The 15,340-nt window shown below is 61.3% G+C and carries 16 protein-coding genes; 5 read left to right on the top strand and 11 right to left on the bottom strand.

Annotated features, from left to right (window positions below; translation table 11 throughout):
* Window positions 1–17: 17 nt before the first annotated feature.
* Both FHT92_RS04585 and FHT92_RS04580 read right to left on the bottom strand, forming a co-directional pair.
* Window positions 18–1,268 (bottom strand): class I SAM-dependent RNA methyltransferase, encoded by a 1,251-nt coding sequence (locus FHT92_RS04585; RefSeq protein ID WP_183822830.1) that lies wholly within the window; start codon window positions 1,266–1,268, stop codon window positions 18–20.
* On the bottom strand, window positions 1,265–2,050 hold the full coding sequence (locus FHT92_RS04580; protein ID WP_409527131.1) for a TlyA family RNA methyltransferase: 786 nt from the start codon (window positions 2,048–2,050) through the stop codon (window positions 1,265–1,267). Before FHT92_RS04580 ends, FHT92_RS04585 begins: the two co-directional genes overlap by 4 nt.
* Before the next feature lie 269 nt (window positions 2,051–2,319).
* Between FHT92_RS04580 and FHT92_RS04575 the strand changes: the two genes are divergently transcribed.
* The gene (locus FHT92_RS04575; protein WP_183822827.1) at window positions 2,320–4,266 is read left to right on the top strand and encodes a methyl-accepting chemotaxis protein; all 1,947 of its coding nucleotides are present in this window, start codon (window positions 2,320–2,322) and stop codon (window positions 4,264–4,266) included.
* Between the two features lie 64 nt (window positions 4,267–4,330).
* Here the strand turns inward: FHT92_RS04575 and FHT92_RS04570 are convergent, their stop codons facing one another.
* Entirely contained in the window at window positions 4,331–5,206 is an 876-nt protein-coding gene (locus FHT92_RS04570; RefSeq protein WP_183822825.1) for an AraC family transcriptional regulator, read from the bottom strand.
* A 173-nt stretch (window positions 5,207–5,379) separates the two neighbouring features.
* Between FHT92_RS04570 and FHT92_RS04565 the strand changes: the two genes are divergently transcribed.
* Together FHT92_RS04565 and FHT92_RS04560 are read left to right on the top strand one after the other, a co-directional pair.
* Window positions 5,380–6,117, top strand: coding sequence for an SDR family oxidoreductase (locus FHT92_RS04565; protein WP_183822823.1), 738 nt, complete (start codon window positions 5,380–5,382; stop codon window positions 6,115–6,117).
* A gap of 2 nt (window positions 6,118–6,119) precedes the next feature.
* Window positions 6,120–6,446, top strand: a complete 327-nt coding sequence (locus FHT92_RS04560) for an Atu4866 domain-containing protein (protein WP_183822821.1) — start codon at window positions 6,120–6,122, stop codon at window positions 6,444–6,446.
* Window positions 6,447–6,470: 24 nt separating this feature from the next.
* Here FHT92_RS04560 and dxs read toward each other — a convergent pair whose 3' ends face one another.
* The 5 genes from dxs to FHT92_RS04535 all read right to left on the bottom strand — a co-directional run bounded on the left by dxs (window position 6,471) and on the right by FHT92_RS04535 (window position 11,549).
* Complete coding sequence (gene dxs / locus FHT92_RS04555) at window positions 6,471–8,387, bottom strand: 1-deoxy-D-xylulose-5-phosphate synthase (protein ID WP_183822819.1); 1,917 nt, start codon at window positions 8,385–8,387, stop codon at window positions 6,471–6,473.
* 102 nt (window positions 8,388–8,489) lie between these two features.
* The gene (locus tag FHT92_RS04550) at window positions 8,490–9,413 is read right to left on the bottom strand and encodes a pirin family protein (protein WP_183822817.1); all 924 of its coding nucleotides are present in this window, start codon (window positions 9,411–9,413) and stop codon (window positions 8,490–8,492) included.
* Between the two features lie 89 nt (window positions 9,414–9,502).
* On the bottom strand, window positions 9,503–10,270 hold the full coding sequence (locus FHT92_RS04545; protein WP_183822815.1) for an SDR family NAD(P)-dependent oxidoreductase: 768 nt from the start codon (window positions 10,268–10,270) through the stop codon (window positions 9,503–9,505).
* Between the two features lie 89 nt (window positions 10,271–10,359).
* Entirely contained in the window at window positions 10,360–10,611 is a 252-nt protein-coding gene (locus tag FHT92_RS04540) for an exodeoxyribonuclease VII small subunit (RefSeq protein ID WP_003545921.1), read from the bottom strand.
* 2 nt (window positions 10,612–10,613) lie between these two features.
* The gene (locus FHT92_RS04535; RefSeq protein ID WP_183745230.1) at window positions 10,614–11,549 is read right to left on the bottom strand and encodes a histone deacetylase family protein; all 936 of its coding nucleotides are present in this window, start codon (window positions 11,547–11,549) and stop codon (window positions 10,614–10,616) included.
* Between the two features lie 187 nt (window positions 11,550–11,736).
* Here FHT92_RS04535 and FHT92_RS04530 point away from each other — a divergent pair, with 187 nt between their 5' ends.
* Entirely contained in the window at window positions 11,737–12,138 is a 402-nt protein-coding gene (locus FHT92_RS04530; RefSeq protein ID WP_183745227.1) for an acyl-CoA thioesterase, read from the top strand.
* Here the strand turns inward: FHT92_RS04530 and FHT92_RS04525 are convergent.
* Genes FHT92_RS04525 through FHT92_RS04515 form a run of 3 tightly spaced genes read right to left on the bottom strand, consistent with a single transcriptional unit; the run spans window position 12,135 to window position 14,004 of the window.
* Entirely contained in the window at window positions 12,135–12,698 is a 564-nt protein-coding gene (locus tag FHT92_RS04525) for a biotin transporter BioY (protein ID WP_183745225.1), read from the bottom strand. The genes FHT92_RS04530 and FHT92_RS04525 overlap by 4 nt on opposite strands.
* 23 nt (window positions 12,699–12,721) lie before the next feature.
* Entirely contained in the window at window positions 12,722–13,330 is a 609-nt protein-coding gene (locus FHT92_RS04520; RefSeq protein ID WP_183745222.1) for an energy-coupling factor transporter transmembrane protein EcfT, read from the bottom strand.
* Window positions 13,330–14,004: an energy-coupling factor ABC transporter ATP-binding protein gene (locus FHT92_RS04515; protein WP_183822813.1), complete on the bottom strand. Its 675-nt coding sequence runs from the start codon at window positions 14,002–14,004 to the stop codon at window positions 13,330–13,332. The genes FHT92_RS04520 and FHT92_RS04515 overlap by 1 nt, the downstream gene beginning before the upstream one ends.
* 126 nt (window positions 14,005–14,130) lie before the next feature.
* On the opposite strand from FHT92_RS04515, the gene FHT92_RS04510 reads away from it, so the two are divergent.
* Window positions 14,131–15,321, top strand: coding sequence for a winged helix-turn-helix domain-containing protein (locus tag FHT92_RS04510; protein ID WP_183822811.1), 1,191 nt, complete (start codon window positions 14,131–14,133; stop codon window positions 15,319–15,321).
* Window positions 15,322–15,340 lie beyond the last annotated feature (19 nt).

The following is a 15,340-nucleotide window of genomic DNA, read 5'->3' as shown; positions in this document are numbered from 1 at the left end:
CGCGAGTCCCGAGGTGGCTATTTCTCCAGCGTCGCCACCACCTCGACATGCGAGGTCCAGAGGAACTGGTCGATCGGCGTGACCGAGGTGATCCGGTATCCGCCCTCGACGAGGAGCGCGAGGTCGCGGGCAAGCGTGACCGGATTGCAGCTTACCGCAACAACCTTCTTCACGATCGAACGTGCCAATTCCTTGCACTGGAATTCTGCGCCCGCCCGCGGCGGATCGAAGACGACCGCGTCATAGGCCTTGAGCTCCGAGGTCATCAGCGGGCGGCGGAAGAGATCGCGCTTTTCGACTGTCACGGGCTTCAGCCCCTGAGTGTTGCGAGCTGCATGGTCGAGCGCCGCAATCGCCTTACCGTCGCCTTCGACAGCGTGCACGCGGCCGAGACGGGCAAGCTGCAGCGAAAATGTGCCCGCGCCCGCGAAGAGATCGGCGATCCGCTTGGCTTTCCCGACATGGGCAAGCACGAGCTTCGCCATCGCCTCTTCAGCCGATTTCGTCGCCTGCGTGAAGCCGCCGGCGGGCGGAGAAACCTGCACGCCCCCGAATTCGACGATCGGTTTCGCAGGCTCGATGAGAATTTCGCCATCGAGCGAAACGCGGGCGATGCCGCGAAGGCCGAGCACGATCTCGACCGCCTTGCGGCGCTGCTGGTCGGAAAGCTTTTTCACGCCTTCTACCGCAATATCGAGACCGGAGAGCGTTTCCAGAACCGCAATCCGGAAGGCATCGGCATTGGTCGCGACTGCCGCCCCGACAGCCTTGATCGCCGGCAGCCGGGAGATGATCCCTGCCGACGAGATCGGACATTCCTCGATGGCGACGATGTGATGGCTTTCGGCCTGGTTGAATCCGACAAGCATGTCTTTTTCGGTCTTTCGCGCCGCAAAGACCACCCGCCGCCGCTCGCCGGGATGGGCAGCGACGATCTCGCTGACCTCGGGCGTCAACCCCTTGGACCTCAGCGCATCGATGACGAGCTGCCGTTTGAAGGCGCGGTAGGGCGCATCCGCCATATGCTGCAGCGTGCAACCGCCGCATGTACCGTTGACGCCGTCAGGCCCGAAATGCCGGCAAGGCGGCTCCTGCCTGTCGGGGGAGGCAGAGGCGATCGACATGACCGTGCCCTGGTCCTTGACGCGGGCGATCGCGACCGTCTCGCCCGGCAGCGTGAAGGGCACATAGACTGGTCCGTTATTGCCGTTGGCGATGCCGTCGCCCTGTGCGCCAAGCCTGTCGATGGTGATCGTTTCCGTGCTCACGCTTTCGTCCCTGCCAATAGAAATTCTTGATTGCCGTCTCCGCCCGAAATAGGCGAGGGGATGAGCCCGAAACTCTTCCAGCCCATATCCTCGGTGAACCATCGCGCCAGCTCTGCTGCCACATCCGGTCCGGAAGCGGGGTCCTTCAAGAGCCCGCCTTTGCCGATCGCCTCGCGTCCTGCCTCGAACTGCGGCTTGACGAGAATTGCGGCAAGGGCGCCGGGCTCTGCGATATCGAGTGCCGGGGCAAGCGCGAGCTTTAGCGAGATGAAGGAAACGTCGGAGACGATGAAATCCACCGCGTGGCCGATATCTTCAGCCGTCAGGTTGCGGGCGTTCAGCCCCTCTACGTTCGTCACGCGCGGATCGGCCGATATTCTCGGATGCATCTGCCCGTGGCCGACATCGATTGCCGTCACATGCGCAGCACCCCGTTCCAGCAACACTTCCGTGAAGCCGCCGGTCGAAGCGCCGACATCCAGACAGTACCGTCCCGACGGATCGAGCCCGAAGTGATCGAATGCCGCCACCAGCTTCAATGCTGCGCGCGAAACATAATCCTGCGCCGGGTCGTCGATCTCGATTGTCGCATCGGCGCCGAAGACGGCGCCGGCCTTCGTCACCACCTTGCCGGCGACCTTGACGGTGCCGCGCGATACGGCATCCCGTGCCCGCGAACGGCTCGCAAAAAGGCCGAGGGTGACGAGAAGCTGGTCGAGGCGCTGGCTGTTCTGATCGGACATTGGCTGTGAATGACCGGCAAAGCCGCCGGTTGCAAGCATTTTATTAGCATCGCGGACATGCCGGCACGGCTCCTCCTCATTGGAGCCGCAATTATCTAACCAACCTGCGCTGCGGCGCACAAATTTAAACAATTTTAAATCCCACCCGCATAGGTTCCGTTTGATTGCAGCGGTTCGCTATTGAATCGCTTGGTGCCATGAAGGCTCCCGCGTCCTCCCGCCGATCATGTTCCTCATCAAGAAGTTTTGTGGCTGCGCACTTGCGTGGTCGCCCTTGTCGCGCCTGATGTCGCCAGGAGAAATGACCGATGTTCGCTCGAAACATATCTTTGAACGGTAAGCTTGCGGCCACGTTCGCAGCACTCATCCTTATTTTCGTATCCGTTTCCGCTTTCGTCTATTCCAAGGCAACCACCTCGGCGGGCGCTTCCGCCGAACAGGAAAAATCCGAGCTTCTGGTCAACCAGATCGACGACGCTCTGCAGGCCATGCTCGAACAGGCCGTCAACCTGCGCGGCTTCATCCTCTTCCGCAGCGACAGCACCTATGGCGATATTTTTGCCAATCGCGAGCGCATGCTGAAGGCGATTGCCGCAGCCAAGCAGACTGCCGCCTCCCAGCCCGAGCTGGTCTCGATGATCGATGACATGCAGAAGGCCGCAGACCTCTATTTTCACGAGCTCGCCGAGCCGCAGGCTAAGGCCCGCAAGGAAACCGAGACCCCGATAGCAGACGTCGTAAAGATCGGCGTCAACGCCACCAAGGGCCAGCTCGACGGCTTCCGCGCCGCTTCCGCCAAGATCAAGTCTCTCGCCCGCGACAAGTCCATTGCGCTGGCTGCCGCTCGGCTTGAAGCCAACAGCGATCTCAAGACCACGCTTCTGGCCGGCGGCATTGCCGCCGCCCTTGCCGCCGCTGCTCTGGCCTGGGCTCTGTCGCGCACCATTGTTCGTCCGATCGTCGGCATGACGGCCGCCATGGACCGGCTGGCCGGCGGCGATCACAATATCGAAGTCCCGGCAACCGGCCGCCAGGACGAAGTCGGGCGCATGGCGCAGTCCGTGCTGGTCTTTAAGGAAGCTGCGATCGAAAAGCAGCGGCTTGCCGGAGAAACCGACCGCATGCGCGGCGAAGCCGAGCGTCAGCGCCAGATGAGCGACGAGCAGAAAGCCCGCGAAGAAGGCGAGATTCGCTTCGCCGTCGAAGCGCTGGCCGGTGGACTTGCAGGCCTTGCCATTGGCGATGTCGCAGCCCGCATCCACACCCCGTTCGCGCCGCAGTACGACAGCCTGCGCAACGATTTCAACAATGCCGTCGAAAAGCTGCAGGCTGCCCTGCAGTCCGTCGGCCGCAACGCTTCGGCGATCAACGCCGGCGCCGGTGAAATCCGCTCCGCCGCCGACGATCTCGCCCACCGTACCGAACAGCAGGCCGCTGCCGTTGAAGAAACCGCAGCCGCTCTCGAAGAGGTCACGACCACGGTGCGTGACTCCGCTAAACGCGCCGAAGACGTTGGCAATCTCGTCGAACGCACGCGCCTCGGCGCCGAGAGGTCCGGCGAAGTCGTCCGCAAGGCGGTTGCGGCCATGCAGCAGATCGAAAAGTCCTCAGGCGAAATCTCGAACATCATCGGCGTCATCGACGATATAGCCTTCCAGACCAATCTTCTCGCTCTGAACGCCGGCGTCGAAGCCGCGCGCGCCGGTGAAGCCGGCAAGGGCTTTGCGGTCGTCGCCCAGGAAGTGCGTGAACTCGCCCAGCGCTCGGCAAACGCCGCCAAGGAGATCAAGGCGCTGATCAACACGTCGAGCGAACAGGTCAATTCCGGTGTCGGTCTCGTCGGCGAAACCGGCAAAGCGCTGGAAGCTATCGTTGCCGAAGTCCAGGAAATCAACCGTCACGTCGGGGCGATTGTCACGGCCACCCGCGAACAATCGATCGGCCTGCAGGAGATCAATACCGCCGTCAACAACATGGATCAGGGCACTCAGCAGAACGCCGCCATGGTCGAAGAGCAGACGGCTGCAAGCCATGCGCTCGCCCAGGAGGCCTCGGCTCTCGACAACCTGTTGCGCCAGTTCAAGCTCGGCGTCCAGGCTGCCGCTCCGGTCCAGAGAACCGCTGCTGCAACCACCGCGTCCCGCCCGGTCGCTTCTCCGGCCCGCGCGCTCGCCGGCAAGATTAGCAAGGCCTTCGGTGGCAAGCCGGCAGCCGCAGCTGCTGCCGTCGTCCAGGAAGACTGGACCGAGTTCTGAGAAGGATCTCTCCGGAAACGAAAAAGGGCAGGGCGGCATTCAGTGCCGCCCTTTCTCTTTGCGCTTACCCTGCGGAGGCGCGCAGCCGCTCGATATCCCGCCGTGGCGGGACGTTGTGCACGCGGACATAATCGCGGCTGAACTGCGATGGGCTCTCATACCCAACGCGGAAACCCGCCTCGGCAGCGCTCAACCCCTCGGTCACCATCAGCCGCCGCGCCTCCTGCAGGCGAAGCTGGGTGCGAAACTGCAGCGGGCTCATCGCCATCACCATCTTGAAATGCTCATAGAAGGATGAGGCGCTCATCCCTGCGACGGAAGCCAGATGCTCGATCGCGAAGGGCTCGCTGAAGTGCTTCCGCACGAAATCGATCGCCCGGCCGATCTGGTTGAGCCTGCTTTCGCCACTGGCGATCTGCCGCAAGAGTGCGCCCTGCGGCCCCCGGATAAGACGATAGAGGATTTCCCGCTCGATCAGCGGTGCCAAAATCTCGGCATCGTCAGGCGTATCGAGCAGCCGCAGCATGCGCGCGGCTGCATCGATCAGTTCAGGCGTCGTCGCGCTGACCCCCGCCGCCGGGCTTTCCGGCAGCCTTCCGTGGACGGCAGGAAGCATCTCGGCCAGCAGGCTGCGGTCGAGCTGCAGCCTCAGACACAGATAGGGCCGGTTGGCGCTCGCCTCGACGACCGCACCGATAACGGGCAGGTCGACGCCGACCACGAGATAATGCGCGGCATCATAGACATGCGCGATATCGCCGATGAGCGCGCGTTTTCGCCCCTGCGCCACAATGCAGCAGGAGGGCTCGTAGAGCGTGTGGATCGGCTCTGTGCGGGCGGAGGATCGTATGATGCCGACACGCGGCAGCGCTGTGTCGAAGCTGCCGTCCGTGCCTGTGTGGCGATCGATCAATTCTGCTAGTTCGGCGATCTTTTCCATGCAGGCAGCATGAACCGGGACGCAGCAAATGCCAAGTACTCTCGGCTGCTTTCGGAAGATCGTGCAAGAAATCTGGAGAAGCTTGCTACCGGTTTCCGCCCTTCAAGCCCAATCTCATGCAAATGGATCGGCAGCATCCGGCTCCGATCATCATTGAGGCACAGGGAAAAGACATGACTGGTATCAAGGATAAAACAGTTCTGATCACGGGCGCGAGCAGCGGCATTGGTGCCGGTACTGCACGCGAACTGGGTGCCGCCGGCGCAAAGCTGATGATCGGCGCGCGTCGCACCGACCGGCTGGAACAGCTGGCAGAGGAAATTCGCGAGGGCGGCGGCACGGTGAAATTCCGGGCGCTCGATGTGACCGACCGGGCCGATGTCGAGGCCTTCGCAAAGGCAGCAGTGGACGCTTTCGGCAGCATCGACGTGCTGGTCAACAATGCCGGCGTCATGCCGTTGTCGCTGATGTCCTCGCTCAAGGTCGGGGAATGGGATCGCATGATCGACGTCAATATCAAAGGCGTCCTCTACGGTATCGCCGCCGTGCTGCCGATCATGAACGCGCAGGAGCGCGGGCAGATCATCAACATCTCCTCGATCGGAGGTCTGTCGGTCGTGCCGACCGCGGCGGTCTATTGCGCGACGAAATATGCGGTGCGGGCCATTTCCGATGGGCTGCGCCAGGAAAACAAGAAGCTGCGCGTGACCTGCATCTATCCCGGCGTCGTCGAATCTGAACTGGCCGAGACGATCACCGAACCCTTCTCGGCAGAGGCCATGGTCTCCTTCCGGGAGATTGCCCTCAAGCCCGATGCCATCGCCCGTGCGATCCGCTTCGCCATCGAGCAGCCCGAGGGCGTCGATGTGAATGACATCACCGTCCGCCCGACCTTGAGCGTGGGAATGTGACTATGGCGATCCGCTCGGTCCTTGTCGGGGCGGTCTTTTCGCTTGCCGCCTCATCCGCTCTTTCAGAGGAAACGACCATGCAGAACCATCCCTATCTCGGCATGTGGATCACTGGCGACGGCCATATCCGCCAGGAACTCCTGTCGAACGGCCGTTATGACGAAGCGCGTGGCGCACGAAAAAGTGCCTATCAAGGCCGCTATCAAGTCACCGGCGACCATATCGAATACTGGGACGATACCGGCTTCACCGCCGACGGCGATTTCATCGACGGCGTGCTGCATCACGGCGGCATGATCTTCTACCGTGACGGCAGGAAGCCGGATTAGAGAGAGGCGGGGTCGGTGTGTGCCTTAGCCGGCAACACCGACCGCAACACCGCGTCCGAGCGCGTTGAAGACGGTCGAAACGATGCCGGCGCGGTCGAGCCCGGCATGGGCGATCATCGCTTCCGGCTTTGCCTGCTCCATCCAGATATCGGGCATGACGAGCGTGCGCACCTTCAGCCCGCGGTCAAAAAGACCATCCATCGCCATGAACTGCATGACCTGGCTGCCAAAACCGCCGACGGAACCTTCTTCTACGGTGATGAGGATTTCGTGATGGCGCGCAAGCTGGCGGATCAGGGCGTGGTCGAGCGGCTTTGCGAAGCGGGCGTCGGCAACCGTGGTTGACAGACCTGCGGCATCGAGATCCTCGGCTGCCAGCAGACAGTCGGCAAGCCGTGTGCCGAAGGAGAGAAGCGCGACTTTCGTGCCTTCCTTGACGATGCGGCCCTTGCCGATTTCAAGGATCTCGCCGCGCTCCGGCATGTCGACGCCAATACCTTCGCCGCGCGGATAGCGGAACGAAATCGGGCCGGCATCATAGGCGACTGCCGTGCGCACCATATGCTTCAACTCCGCTTCGTCGGCCGCTGCCATGACGACGAATCCGGGCAGGGTGGCGAGGAAGGCCGTATCGAAGGAGCCGGCATGCGTCGGCCCGTCGGCACCGACGAAGCCGGCCCGGTCGATCGGGAAGCGCACGGGCAGGCCCTGGATCGCCACGTCATGCACCACCTGGTCGTAGGCGCGCTGCAGGAAGGTGGAATAGAGCGCTGCAAACGGTTTGAAACCTTCGGTGGCAAGACCGGCCGCGAAGGTCACGGCATGCTGTTCGGCGATACCGACATCGAAACAGCGTGACGGGAAGATCTCGGCGAATTTGTCGAGGCCGGTGCCAGTCGGCATGGCGGCCGTGATGCCGACGACGCGGTCGTCGAGCGTGGCTTCCTGGATCAGCGTCTCGGCAAAGACATTGGTATAGCTCGGCGCATTCGGCTTCACCTTCGCCTGCGCGCCGGTGATGACGTCGAACTTGTTGACGCCGTGATACTTGTCGGCGGCGGCTTCCGCCGGCGGATACCCCTTGCCCTTCTGCGTCACGACATGGATCAGCACTGGGCCGTTGGCGTTGTCGCGCACGTTGCGCAGCACCGGCAGAAGGTGATCGAAGGAATGACCGTCGATCGGCCCGATATGGTAAAAGCCCATCTCTTCGAACATCGTCCCGCCGGTGACATAACCGCGGGCATGCTCGACGGCGCGGGTGATCGCGCGGTCGACGTTCTTGCCGAGATAAGCGGTCAGTTTCTTGCCGAAATCGCGGAAGCCCATGTAGGTGCGCCCGGAAGCAAGGCGGGCGAGATAGGCGCTCATCGCCCCGGTCGGAGGGGCGATCGACATGTCGTTGTCGTTGAGAATGACGATCAGGCGGGCATCGAGCGCGCCGGCATTGTTCAGGGCCTCATAGGCCATGCCGGCCGAGAGCGCCCCGTCACCGATAACGGCGATCACGCGGCGATCCGTCTTGTCGATATCGGCAGCGACCGCCATGCCCAGGCCGGCCGAAATCGAGGTCGAGGAATGTGCGGCGCCAAAGGGGTCGTATTCGCTTTCGGCCCGGCGGGTGAAGCCAGACAGGCCGTTTTCCTGGCGCAGCGTCCGAATCCGGTCGCGGCGCCCAGTCAGGATCTTGTGCGGATAACATTGGTGACCGACATCGAAGATCAGCCGGTCGTCAGGCGTATTGAAGACGCTGTGAATGGCGATCGTCAGCTCCACCACGCCGAGACCGGCGCCGAGATGCCCGCCGGTGCGGGAAACGGCATCGATCATCTCGTCCCTCACTTCGCGTGCAAGCTGTGGCAGATCGCGATCCTCGAGCTTGCGCAGGTCGGCCGGATAGGTGACCTGATCGAGCAGCGGGGTCTTCGGGGATTGTGTCACGGGCGGGCGCTCTTCTTTGACTGATCGGCTTTGCTTTATTCGATTGAATTGCGGCAGAACAACTGCATTTGCATAACCGCAAGTTTTTCACCTTAGAGCACTTCAGCCCTCCGGCAAAGGCACGAATTCCTCTTCGTCACCGGGAACGATATCGAAGCGGCCGGTGCGCCACTCCTCCTTGGCCTTCTCGATCCGCTCTTTCGAGGAAGATACGAAATTCCACCATATGTAGCGTTTCGAGTTGAGGGCAGCACCTCCGAACAGCATGAGATGGCAGCCCTCGGTGCCGGCTTCGAGCGTGATCGCATCGCCTGGCCGGAAGACGAGAAGCTGGTCCGCCGCGAACCTGTCGCCGGCAATGACGACCTCGCCCGCAAGCACGTAGACGGCGCGCTCCTCATGCGCCGCACCGAAGGGAAATTTCGAGCCCGGCTGCAGGGAAATATCGGCGTAAAGCGTATCGGTGAAGACCTTGACCGGCGAATTCAGTCCTTCGAACGAACCGATGACGACACGGCCGGTCACCCCGCCATCGTCGATCAGCGGCATATCAGTCTTTTCGGTATGGGCAAAGGAAGGATCGATCTCCTCCTTGTCGTCGGGCAGCGCCAGCCACGTCTGCAGGCCGGACATGGAGAGCGGATGGCCGCGCAGATTGTCCGGCGTGCGCTCCGAATGCACGATGCCGCGGCCGGCTGTCATCAGGTTGATATCACCAGGGCGGATGACCTTTTCCGTGCCGAGACTGTCGCGATGGCGGATTTCCCCGTCGAAGAGATAGGTGACGGTCGAAAGTCCGATATGCGGATGCGGCTTCACGTCGAGCGCCTCATCCGGTTTCAGGATGGCCGGCCCCATGCGGTCGAAGAAGATGAAAGGCCCGACGAGACGGCGCTGACGTGTCGGCAGGGCGCGCCGCACCTGGAAGCCGCCGATATCGCTGGTGCGTGGAATGATCAGGTTCTCGATCGCGTCGCAGGCGAAGGCATCGCCGGGCAGGGGATCTTTACCGGGGAAAAACGACATGGCGCGCTCCGATCACAAAGGCTCCCGCCACAGATAGCGTCTGCAGGTCCGTGGCGAAAGGGTCAGTTTGTCAGATCGCGGCTAAGGCCTCAGATCGCGGTGAAGCCGTTATCAACGAAGAGGTGCGCGCCGTTGACGAAGATCGATTCATCGCTGGCGAGATAGAGCGCCGCACGGGCGACATCCTCAGGTTCACCGATCCGGCCCTGCTGGGCGGCAATTGCCGCATCCGACACATCGACACCATGCGCCTGCAATTCCTTCACCTCGCGCAAGCCATGCGGTGTGCGGATAAAGCCGGGGCAGACGGCATTGCAGCGGATGTTGCGGTCCCGGAATTCGACCGCGATGGCACGCGCAAACATATGCACCGCGCCCTTCGTCGTATCGTAAAGCACTTCCATCGGCGTGGCGGCAACCGCCGAGATCGACGAGGTGCAGACGATCGATCCGCCGCCGGCCTCGATCATCTTCGGCAGCACCGCCTTCGTCATCAGGAACATCGAGCGCACGTTGACGGCGTGCAGCCAATCCCATTCCTGCAGCGTGGTTTCCAGGAACGGCTTGATGACGATCGTGCCGGCATGATTGAAAAGCACCGTGACCGGCCCGTAGCGTTCCTCGACGCCGGCGACTGCGGCATTGACGGCTGCTTCTTCGGAGACGTCGGCCGTCCAGAAATCAGCTTTGCCGCCTGCAGTGCGGATTTCATCGACGGTTTTCGCTGCCGCCTCGCCATTGCGATCGATGATGGCGACGCGCGCGCCCTCAGCCGCAAAGAGCTTCGAGGCAGCGCCGCCCATGCCAGTCGCACCACCCGAGATAATGGCGACCTTGCCCTTCAATCTGTCCGTCATCTTGCTGTTCCCTTGATGTTTATCGAGGGATCATAGATCGGTCGGAAGCCGGTCGCCAAGCGTCTTGAAAGGGAGTTTCGGCGGGCGCTTCAAGCGCCGTCGAGCGGTTCCACGCCCTGCGGTTTGCCGGCACGGTCGAGGCGGATCTTCTCGATGCGGTTTTCGGCGGCCGAGAGAAGGGTCTCGCAATGCTTCTTCAGCGCTTCGCCGCGCTCATAGATCTCGATCGATTCATCCAGCGCCACGTCGCCGCGTTCCAGGCGCGCAACGATGCTTTCGAGTTCGGCCACTGCCTTTTCGAAGGAAAGACCGGAAACCTCCGGCTTGGCGCTGTCAGTCATTCTCAACCCTTCATCATTCTCAGGATATGCATGCCCGCCGACTCGGCGAGTCCTTCCAAATCATACCCGCCTTCGAGCAGGCTGACGACCCGGTTATTGGCACTGCGGTCGGCAACTTCGAGAAGCCGGCCCGTCGCCCAGTCGAAATCCTCGCCCGTCAGGTTGATCTGTGCCAGCGGATCGCGGTGATGGGCGTCGAAGCCGGCGGAGATAATGATGAGATCCGGCCGGAAATCGTTAAGCGCAGGCAGCACGCGGGATTTGAAGGCTTCACGGAAATGGTCGCTGCCGACATTGGGCGAAAGCGGCGCGTTGACGATCGTCCCATGCGCCCCGCTCTCGTCCTTGGCCCCGCTCCCGGGATAAAGCGGCATCTGATGGGTGGAACAGAAGAGCACGGAAGGATCGTCCCAGAAAATATCCTGCGTGCCGTTGCCGTGATGCACGTCCCAGTCGACGATCGCGACACGTTCGGCGCCATGGACCTTCTGCGCGTGGCGGGCGGCGATCGCCGCATTGTTGAAGAAGCAGAAGCCCATCGCCGTCATTTTCTCGGCATGGTGACCCGGCGGACGCGCGGCGACGAAGACATTGTCAGCCTTACCTCTGAAGACGTCGTCAACGGCGGCCATCGCCCCGCCGATGCCGGTCAGCGCCGCCTGCAAGCTCTTCTGGCTGGCATAGGTGTCGGCCTCGAGCTGGTTGATCTGCTCTTCCTCTTCCGGGATCTGCCGCATGACGGCGATCAGATGTTCTTCCGGATGGGCGAGCAGCACGGCGTCTTCATTCGCCTGTGGCGCCTGCTTGCGGTCCAGGCGCTCGAAATTCGGATGTTCCAGCGCCACATTGAGCGCGCGGATACGGTCGGAACGTTCGGGATGCCCTGACGGCGTCACGTGTTCGAGGAAAACAGGATGTTCGTAAAGACGGGTGCTCATGCAGGCACTCTATCGATCGTAAATGTCATGATCCACAGCAGATGGGGCACTGCCAGTCGATTTCAACAAGCCGCATCATCGCGGTTAACGCTCTGCTTGCCGTCGTTTACGCTATTTTAATTGTTTCATTTACTTCGTCGGACCCCGTGTTAGGGTCTAAGTGATAACCTGCAAGGCAGACCTGTAAATGAGTAAGACGAACCGCCCGGACATGGTGGAATTGCGTGTGCCGTTTCGCGATGTAGATATGAACGGCCAGATGTTTCTGGCCTCCTATATTTCTTATGCGGAATCCGTACTTGCAGGTTTCTGGTCATTGAGACCCGGCGTGGAGGACGAGCCTGTTTACACTCCCGCCAAGGTATCCTGCATTCTTCACCGGCCACTGCACTATCACGAGACGGTAACCTTCACAGCCGGCGTCGATAAGATCGGCGTCCGTTCCATAGGCTTCCTTATCGCTGCCGAGATCGAAGAAGAGCGTGCAGCCGAGGTTGAGATCACCTGGCAGGCACGCAGCCGTGAGGACGGCTCGCCGGCCGCGCTTCCCGAAGAGACGCGCGACTGGCTCTACGGCTTTCTGGATTAAGCGCGAACCGGCAGCAACGGATAGCCGACCATAACAGCCCGGCCAACAAGGGCCGCTACGAAGGCCTTGATGACGTCTCCAGGGATGTAGAAAAGGCTGCCGAGGAAGGCCTTCTGTAAGGTGACATCGGCCACGATAGCCGCAAAGACAATGCCAAATGGATAGAGCACGAAGATGCCGCCGATGACGGCAGCAAGGAAAAAGCTCACCGTCTGCACGAGGCCTGACTGTCCAGCGTTGACCAGCCGCTCGCTGAGGAAGCCTGTAACAAAAGCAGCGACCACCCACCCATACAGGAAGCCTGACGTAGGAGCGACAAGGGCCGTCATTCCACCGCGGCCGCCCGAAAGCACTGGCAGGTTCATCGCGACAAGTGCAATCACGATGAGCACCGCGATCGAGCCGCGTTTCGCGCCAAGGACGACACCTGCCATCATCACGCCGAGCGATTGCGCCGTGATCGGAACTGCAACAATGCCGACATAGATTGGCGGCAGCAAGCCAAGGGCCACGATGATCGCGGCGAAAAGAGCGGTAAGAACGAGGTCTCGGGTGCTCATTGTGATCTCCAGTTCACAAGACGTTAACTGACATGCCGCCGAATGCCGCGCGCGTCAATCGCCGCAGCAACGTTATCCGCATCCCTGAGCGTCAGAATGATGAGCGGGGTAAGGATCGTGGTCGGTCGTAGTTTCAACCCCCGCGCTGCATGCGCCTCGCTGATTGCATGGTAGCGGGCAATGATCTCGGGCACGAAACGCAGCACGAGGCCGACCGCCAGGCCAACATCGTCAGCGCTCACCCAGCCGGTGCGTTCCAGTGGCCGCACAAGCGTCGTGATCTCGTCCATGAACTGGGCGATCGTCGTTGTGGCCGTCACGGCAGCGGCAAACAGCATTAGCGCGGTCAGCCGTAGCAACGTTGCCAAAGCTTGATGCCACGGATTAACAATAAGGGTGATAAGCGCTACGAACGCGATTGTCAGGAAGATCGGTTTCAGTCGAGCAGCTGATTCCTTCATCGGCATGCCGACGGTGCGATAGGCGAGCACGGTCAGCAGCATGACGACTGCAAGCAACGGAATATTGTTGCTGATGAACAGCACCAAGCCGAGTAGGAAGAGCGAAAAGATTTTTGCCCGCGGCGAAAGCCGGTGCAGGACACTATCGCCTTCGACATAGAGCGACTGCATCAGGCGGCGAGCTCCCTGTAGCGGGCGATCGCCTGCGCCGCCGGTGCATCGGCGGCCAGCCGGCCTTCATGGAAGAGCAGCACCCGCTCGAAACCTGAAATCAATTCGAGATCATGGGTGATGACGACGACATTTTCTTCGAGCCCGTGGATGATCTTCTGCACCAGCGCGCGGTTGCGCAGGTCAAGCTGATTGGTCGGCTCGTCGAGGATAAGGATATCGGGACCGGTCGCCAGCACGGAGCAGAGCGCCGCGATCTGGAGCTCGCCACCCGAAAGCTCATGCGCACGGCGATTGGCGAGTTCCCCGGCATTGAAGCGGGCGAGCACCATCTCGACCTTTCGATCGATCTCCGCCTTGGTAAAGCCACGGCCCTTCAGCCCAAAAGCGATGTCGTCCCTGACGATCGGCAGGATGATCTGGTTCTGCGGCGACTGGAAGATGAAGCCGACATCGGCAAGCGCCGTCTTCTCGTCGCGCGTATCCCGTCCATTGACGATAACCTTGCCCGTGGTGGGTTTCATGAGCCCGTTGATCATCCGCGCGAAGGTCGTCTTGCCCGAACCGTTGAGACCGATGACGCCGAGGCGATTTTCGGTGAGGGACAGCGTCAGCGGCTCGACCGCGACCCTTGCTCCGAAACTGGCGCCTGCGCTGTCGAAACGAATATCCAAGTACGGGTCCCCTTGTTTGAGTTCCTGCTTCTATAAGGCTGCGGCCGTGCGATAAAGGATCAAAATCAGATCGGTTGGAATATGGTATCGGGTGGCTAGGAAGATTTTCCGCGCTATGATGGCGACATGACGAATCTGCTCTCCAATTCCGATGCCCGCCGTATCTTTCTCGCCAAGCAGGGCCTGAGCGCCCCGCCGAACCGCGCGCTGACCAAAGCCGGCCTGCTGGACCTCATCCACGATCTCGGCTTCGTACAGGTAGACAGCATCCAGACGGTGGAGCGCGCCCATCATCAGATCCTCTTTTCCCGCAACCAAACATACCGGCGCGAACACCTGACCGCACTTTTGGAAAAGGAAGGTACGCTCTTCGAACATTGGACGCATGATGCCTCCATCCTGCCGAGCGCCTTCTTCAAATACTGGAAGCACAAGTTCCTCGACGAGGAGAAGGCAATCGTCGAGCGCTGGCGCAAATGGCGCGGCGAGGGTTTCGAAGCCTCCTTCGAGGAGACCTATGATCGCGTGGTCAAGGACGGCGCGATCCTGGCGCGCGACATGAAGGCGGATGGCCACGTTTCCGGCGGCTGGTGGAACTGGCACCCGAACAAAACGGCGCTCGAATATTTCTGGCGCACCGGCAAGTTCGCCATCGCAGGCCGCTCCAACTTCCAGAAGATCTACGATCTCGTCGAGCGCGTCATTCCGACCGAATTCCGCGAGCCGGAGGTGAGCCGCGAGGAATTCGTCGACTGGGCCTGCCGCAGCGCGCTCACTCGTCTGGGTTTTGCGACACATGGCGAAATTGCCGCCTTCTGGGATCTGCTGTCGCCGGACGAAGCCAAGACCTGGGTTGCCGAAAACAGAGATGAACTAATCGAAGTGATGATCGAACCCGCGCTTGGCGGCAAGCCGCGTGCCTCATGGGCTTTCGCCGATTTTTTTGGCGCGATGGATAATTTTCCCCAAGCGCCGCCGCGAATCCGGGTGCTCAGCCCGTTTGATCCGATGATTCGCGACAGAAACAGGACAGAACGTCTTTTCGGTTTCTTCTATCGCATCGAAGTCTTCGTGCCGGAGCCGAAGCGCGAATATGGTTATTATGTCTTCCCGCTCCTGGAAGGCGACAGGCTCATAGGCCGCATCGACATGAAGGCCGACCGCAAAAAGGGTACGCTGGATGTCAAAAGGCTATGGCTGGAGCCGCGCGTCAAGGCATCTGCTGGGCGGCTCGAAAAGCTCGAAGCCGAGCTCGAACGCTTGGCGCGTTTCGTCGGTGTGGAAAAAGTCGTCTATTTGGACGGTTGGAAAGGATAATCCTTTTCCAGCGGGAGAC

It is taken from the genome of Rhizobium sp. BK377, from assembly GCF_014193935.1.
Classification (GTDB): domain Bacteria; phylum Pseudomonadota; class Alphaproteobacteria; order Rhizobiales; family Rhizobiaceae; genus Rhizobium.
The sequence above is the reverse complement of the archived record's forward strand: the minus strand, read 5'-3'. Positions and strand labels throughout refer to the sequence as shown.

Excerpts from the sequence above, each read along its gene's own strand:
- FHT92_RS04510 (WP_183822811.1), top strand. The coding sequence starts at position 14,131 with ATGACGAATCTGCTCTCCAATTCCGATGCCCGCCGTATCTTTCTCGCC.
- FHT92_RS04580 (WP_409527131.1), bottom strand. The coding sequence starts at position 2,050 with ATGCTTGCAACCGGCGGCTTTGCCGGTCATTCACAGCCAATGTCCGAT.
- FHT92_RS04525 (WP_183745225.1), bottom strand. The coding sequence starts at position 12,698 with ATGAGCACCCGAGACCTCGTTCTTACCGCTCTTTTCGCCGCGATCATC.
- FHT92_RS04570 (WP_183822825.1), bottom strand. The coding sequence starts at position 5,206 with ATGGAAAAGATCGCCGAACTAGCAGAATTGATCGATCGCCACACAGGC.
- FHT92_RS04575 (WP_183822827.1), top strand. The coding sequence starts at position 2,320 with ATGTTCGCTCGAAACATATCTTTGAACGGTAAGCTTGCGGCCACGTTC.
- FHT92_RS04565 (WP_183822823.1), top strand. The coding sequence starts at position 5,380 with ATGACTGGTATCAAGGATAAAACAGTTCTGATCACGGGCGCGAGCAGC.
- FHT92_RS04530 (WP_183745227.1), top strand. The coding sequence starts at position 11,737 with ATGAGTAAGACGAACCGCCCGGACATGGTGGAATTGCGTGTGCCGTTT.
- FHT92_RS04520 (WP_183745222.1), bottom strand. The coding sequence starts at position 13,330 with ATGCAGTCGCTCTATGTCGAAGGCGATAGTGTCCTGCACCGGCTTTCG.
- FHT92_RS04545 (WP_183822815.1), bottom strand. The coding sequence starts at position 10,270 with ATGACGGACAGATTGAAGGGCAAGGTCGCCATTATCTCGGGTGGTGCG.
- FHT92_RS04550 (WP_183822817.1), bottom strand. The coding sequence starts at position 9,413 with ATGTCGTTTTTCCCCGGTAAAGATCCCCTGCCCGGCGATGCCTTCGCC.
- FHT92_RS04535 (WP_183745230.1), bottom strand. The coding sequence starts at position 11,549 with ATGAGCACCCGTCTTTACGAACATCCTGTTTTCCTCGAACACGTGACG.
- FHT92_RS04540 (WP_003545921.1), bottom strand. The coding sequence starts at position 10,611 with ATGACTGACAGCGCCAAGCCGGAGGTTTCCGGTCTTTCCTTCGAAAAG.
- FHT92_RS04560 (WP_183822821.1), top strand. The coding sequence starts at position 6,120 with ATGGCGATCCGCTCGGTCCTTGTCGGGGCGGTCTTTTCGCTTGCCGCC.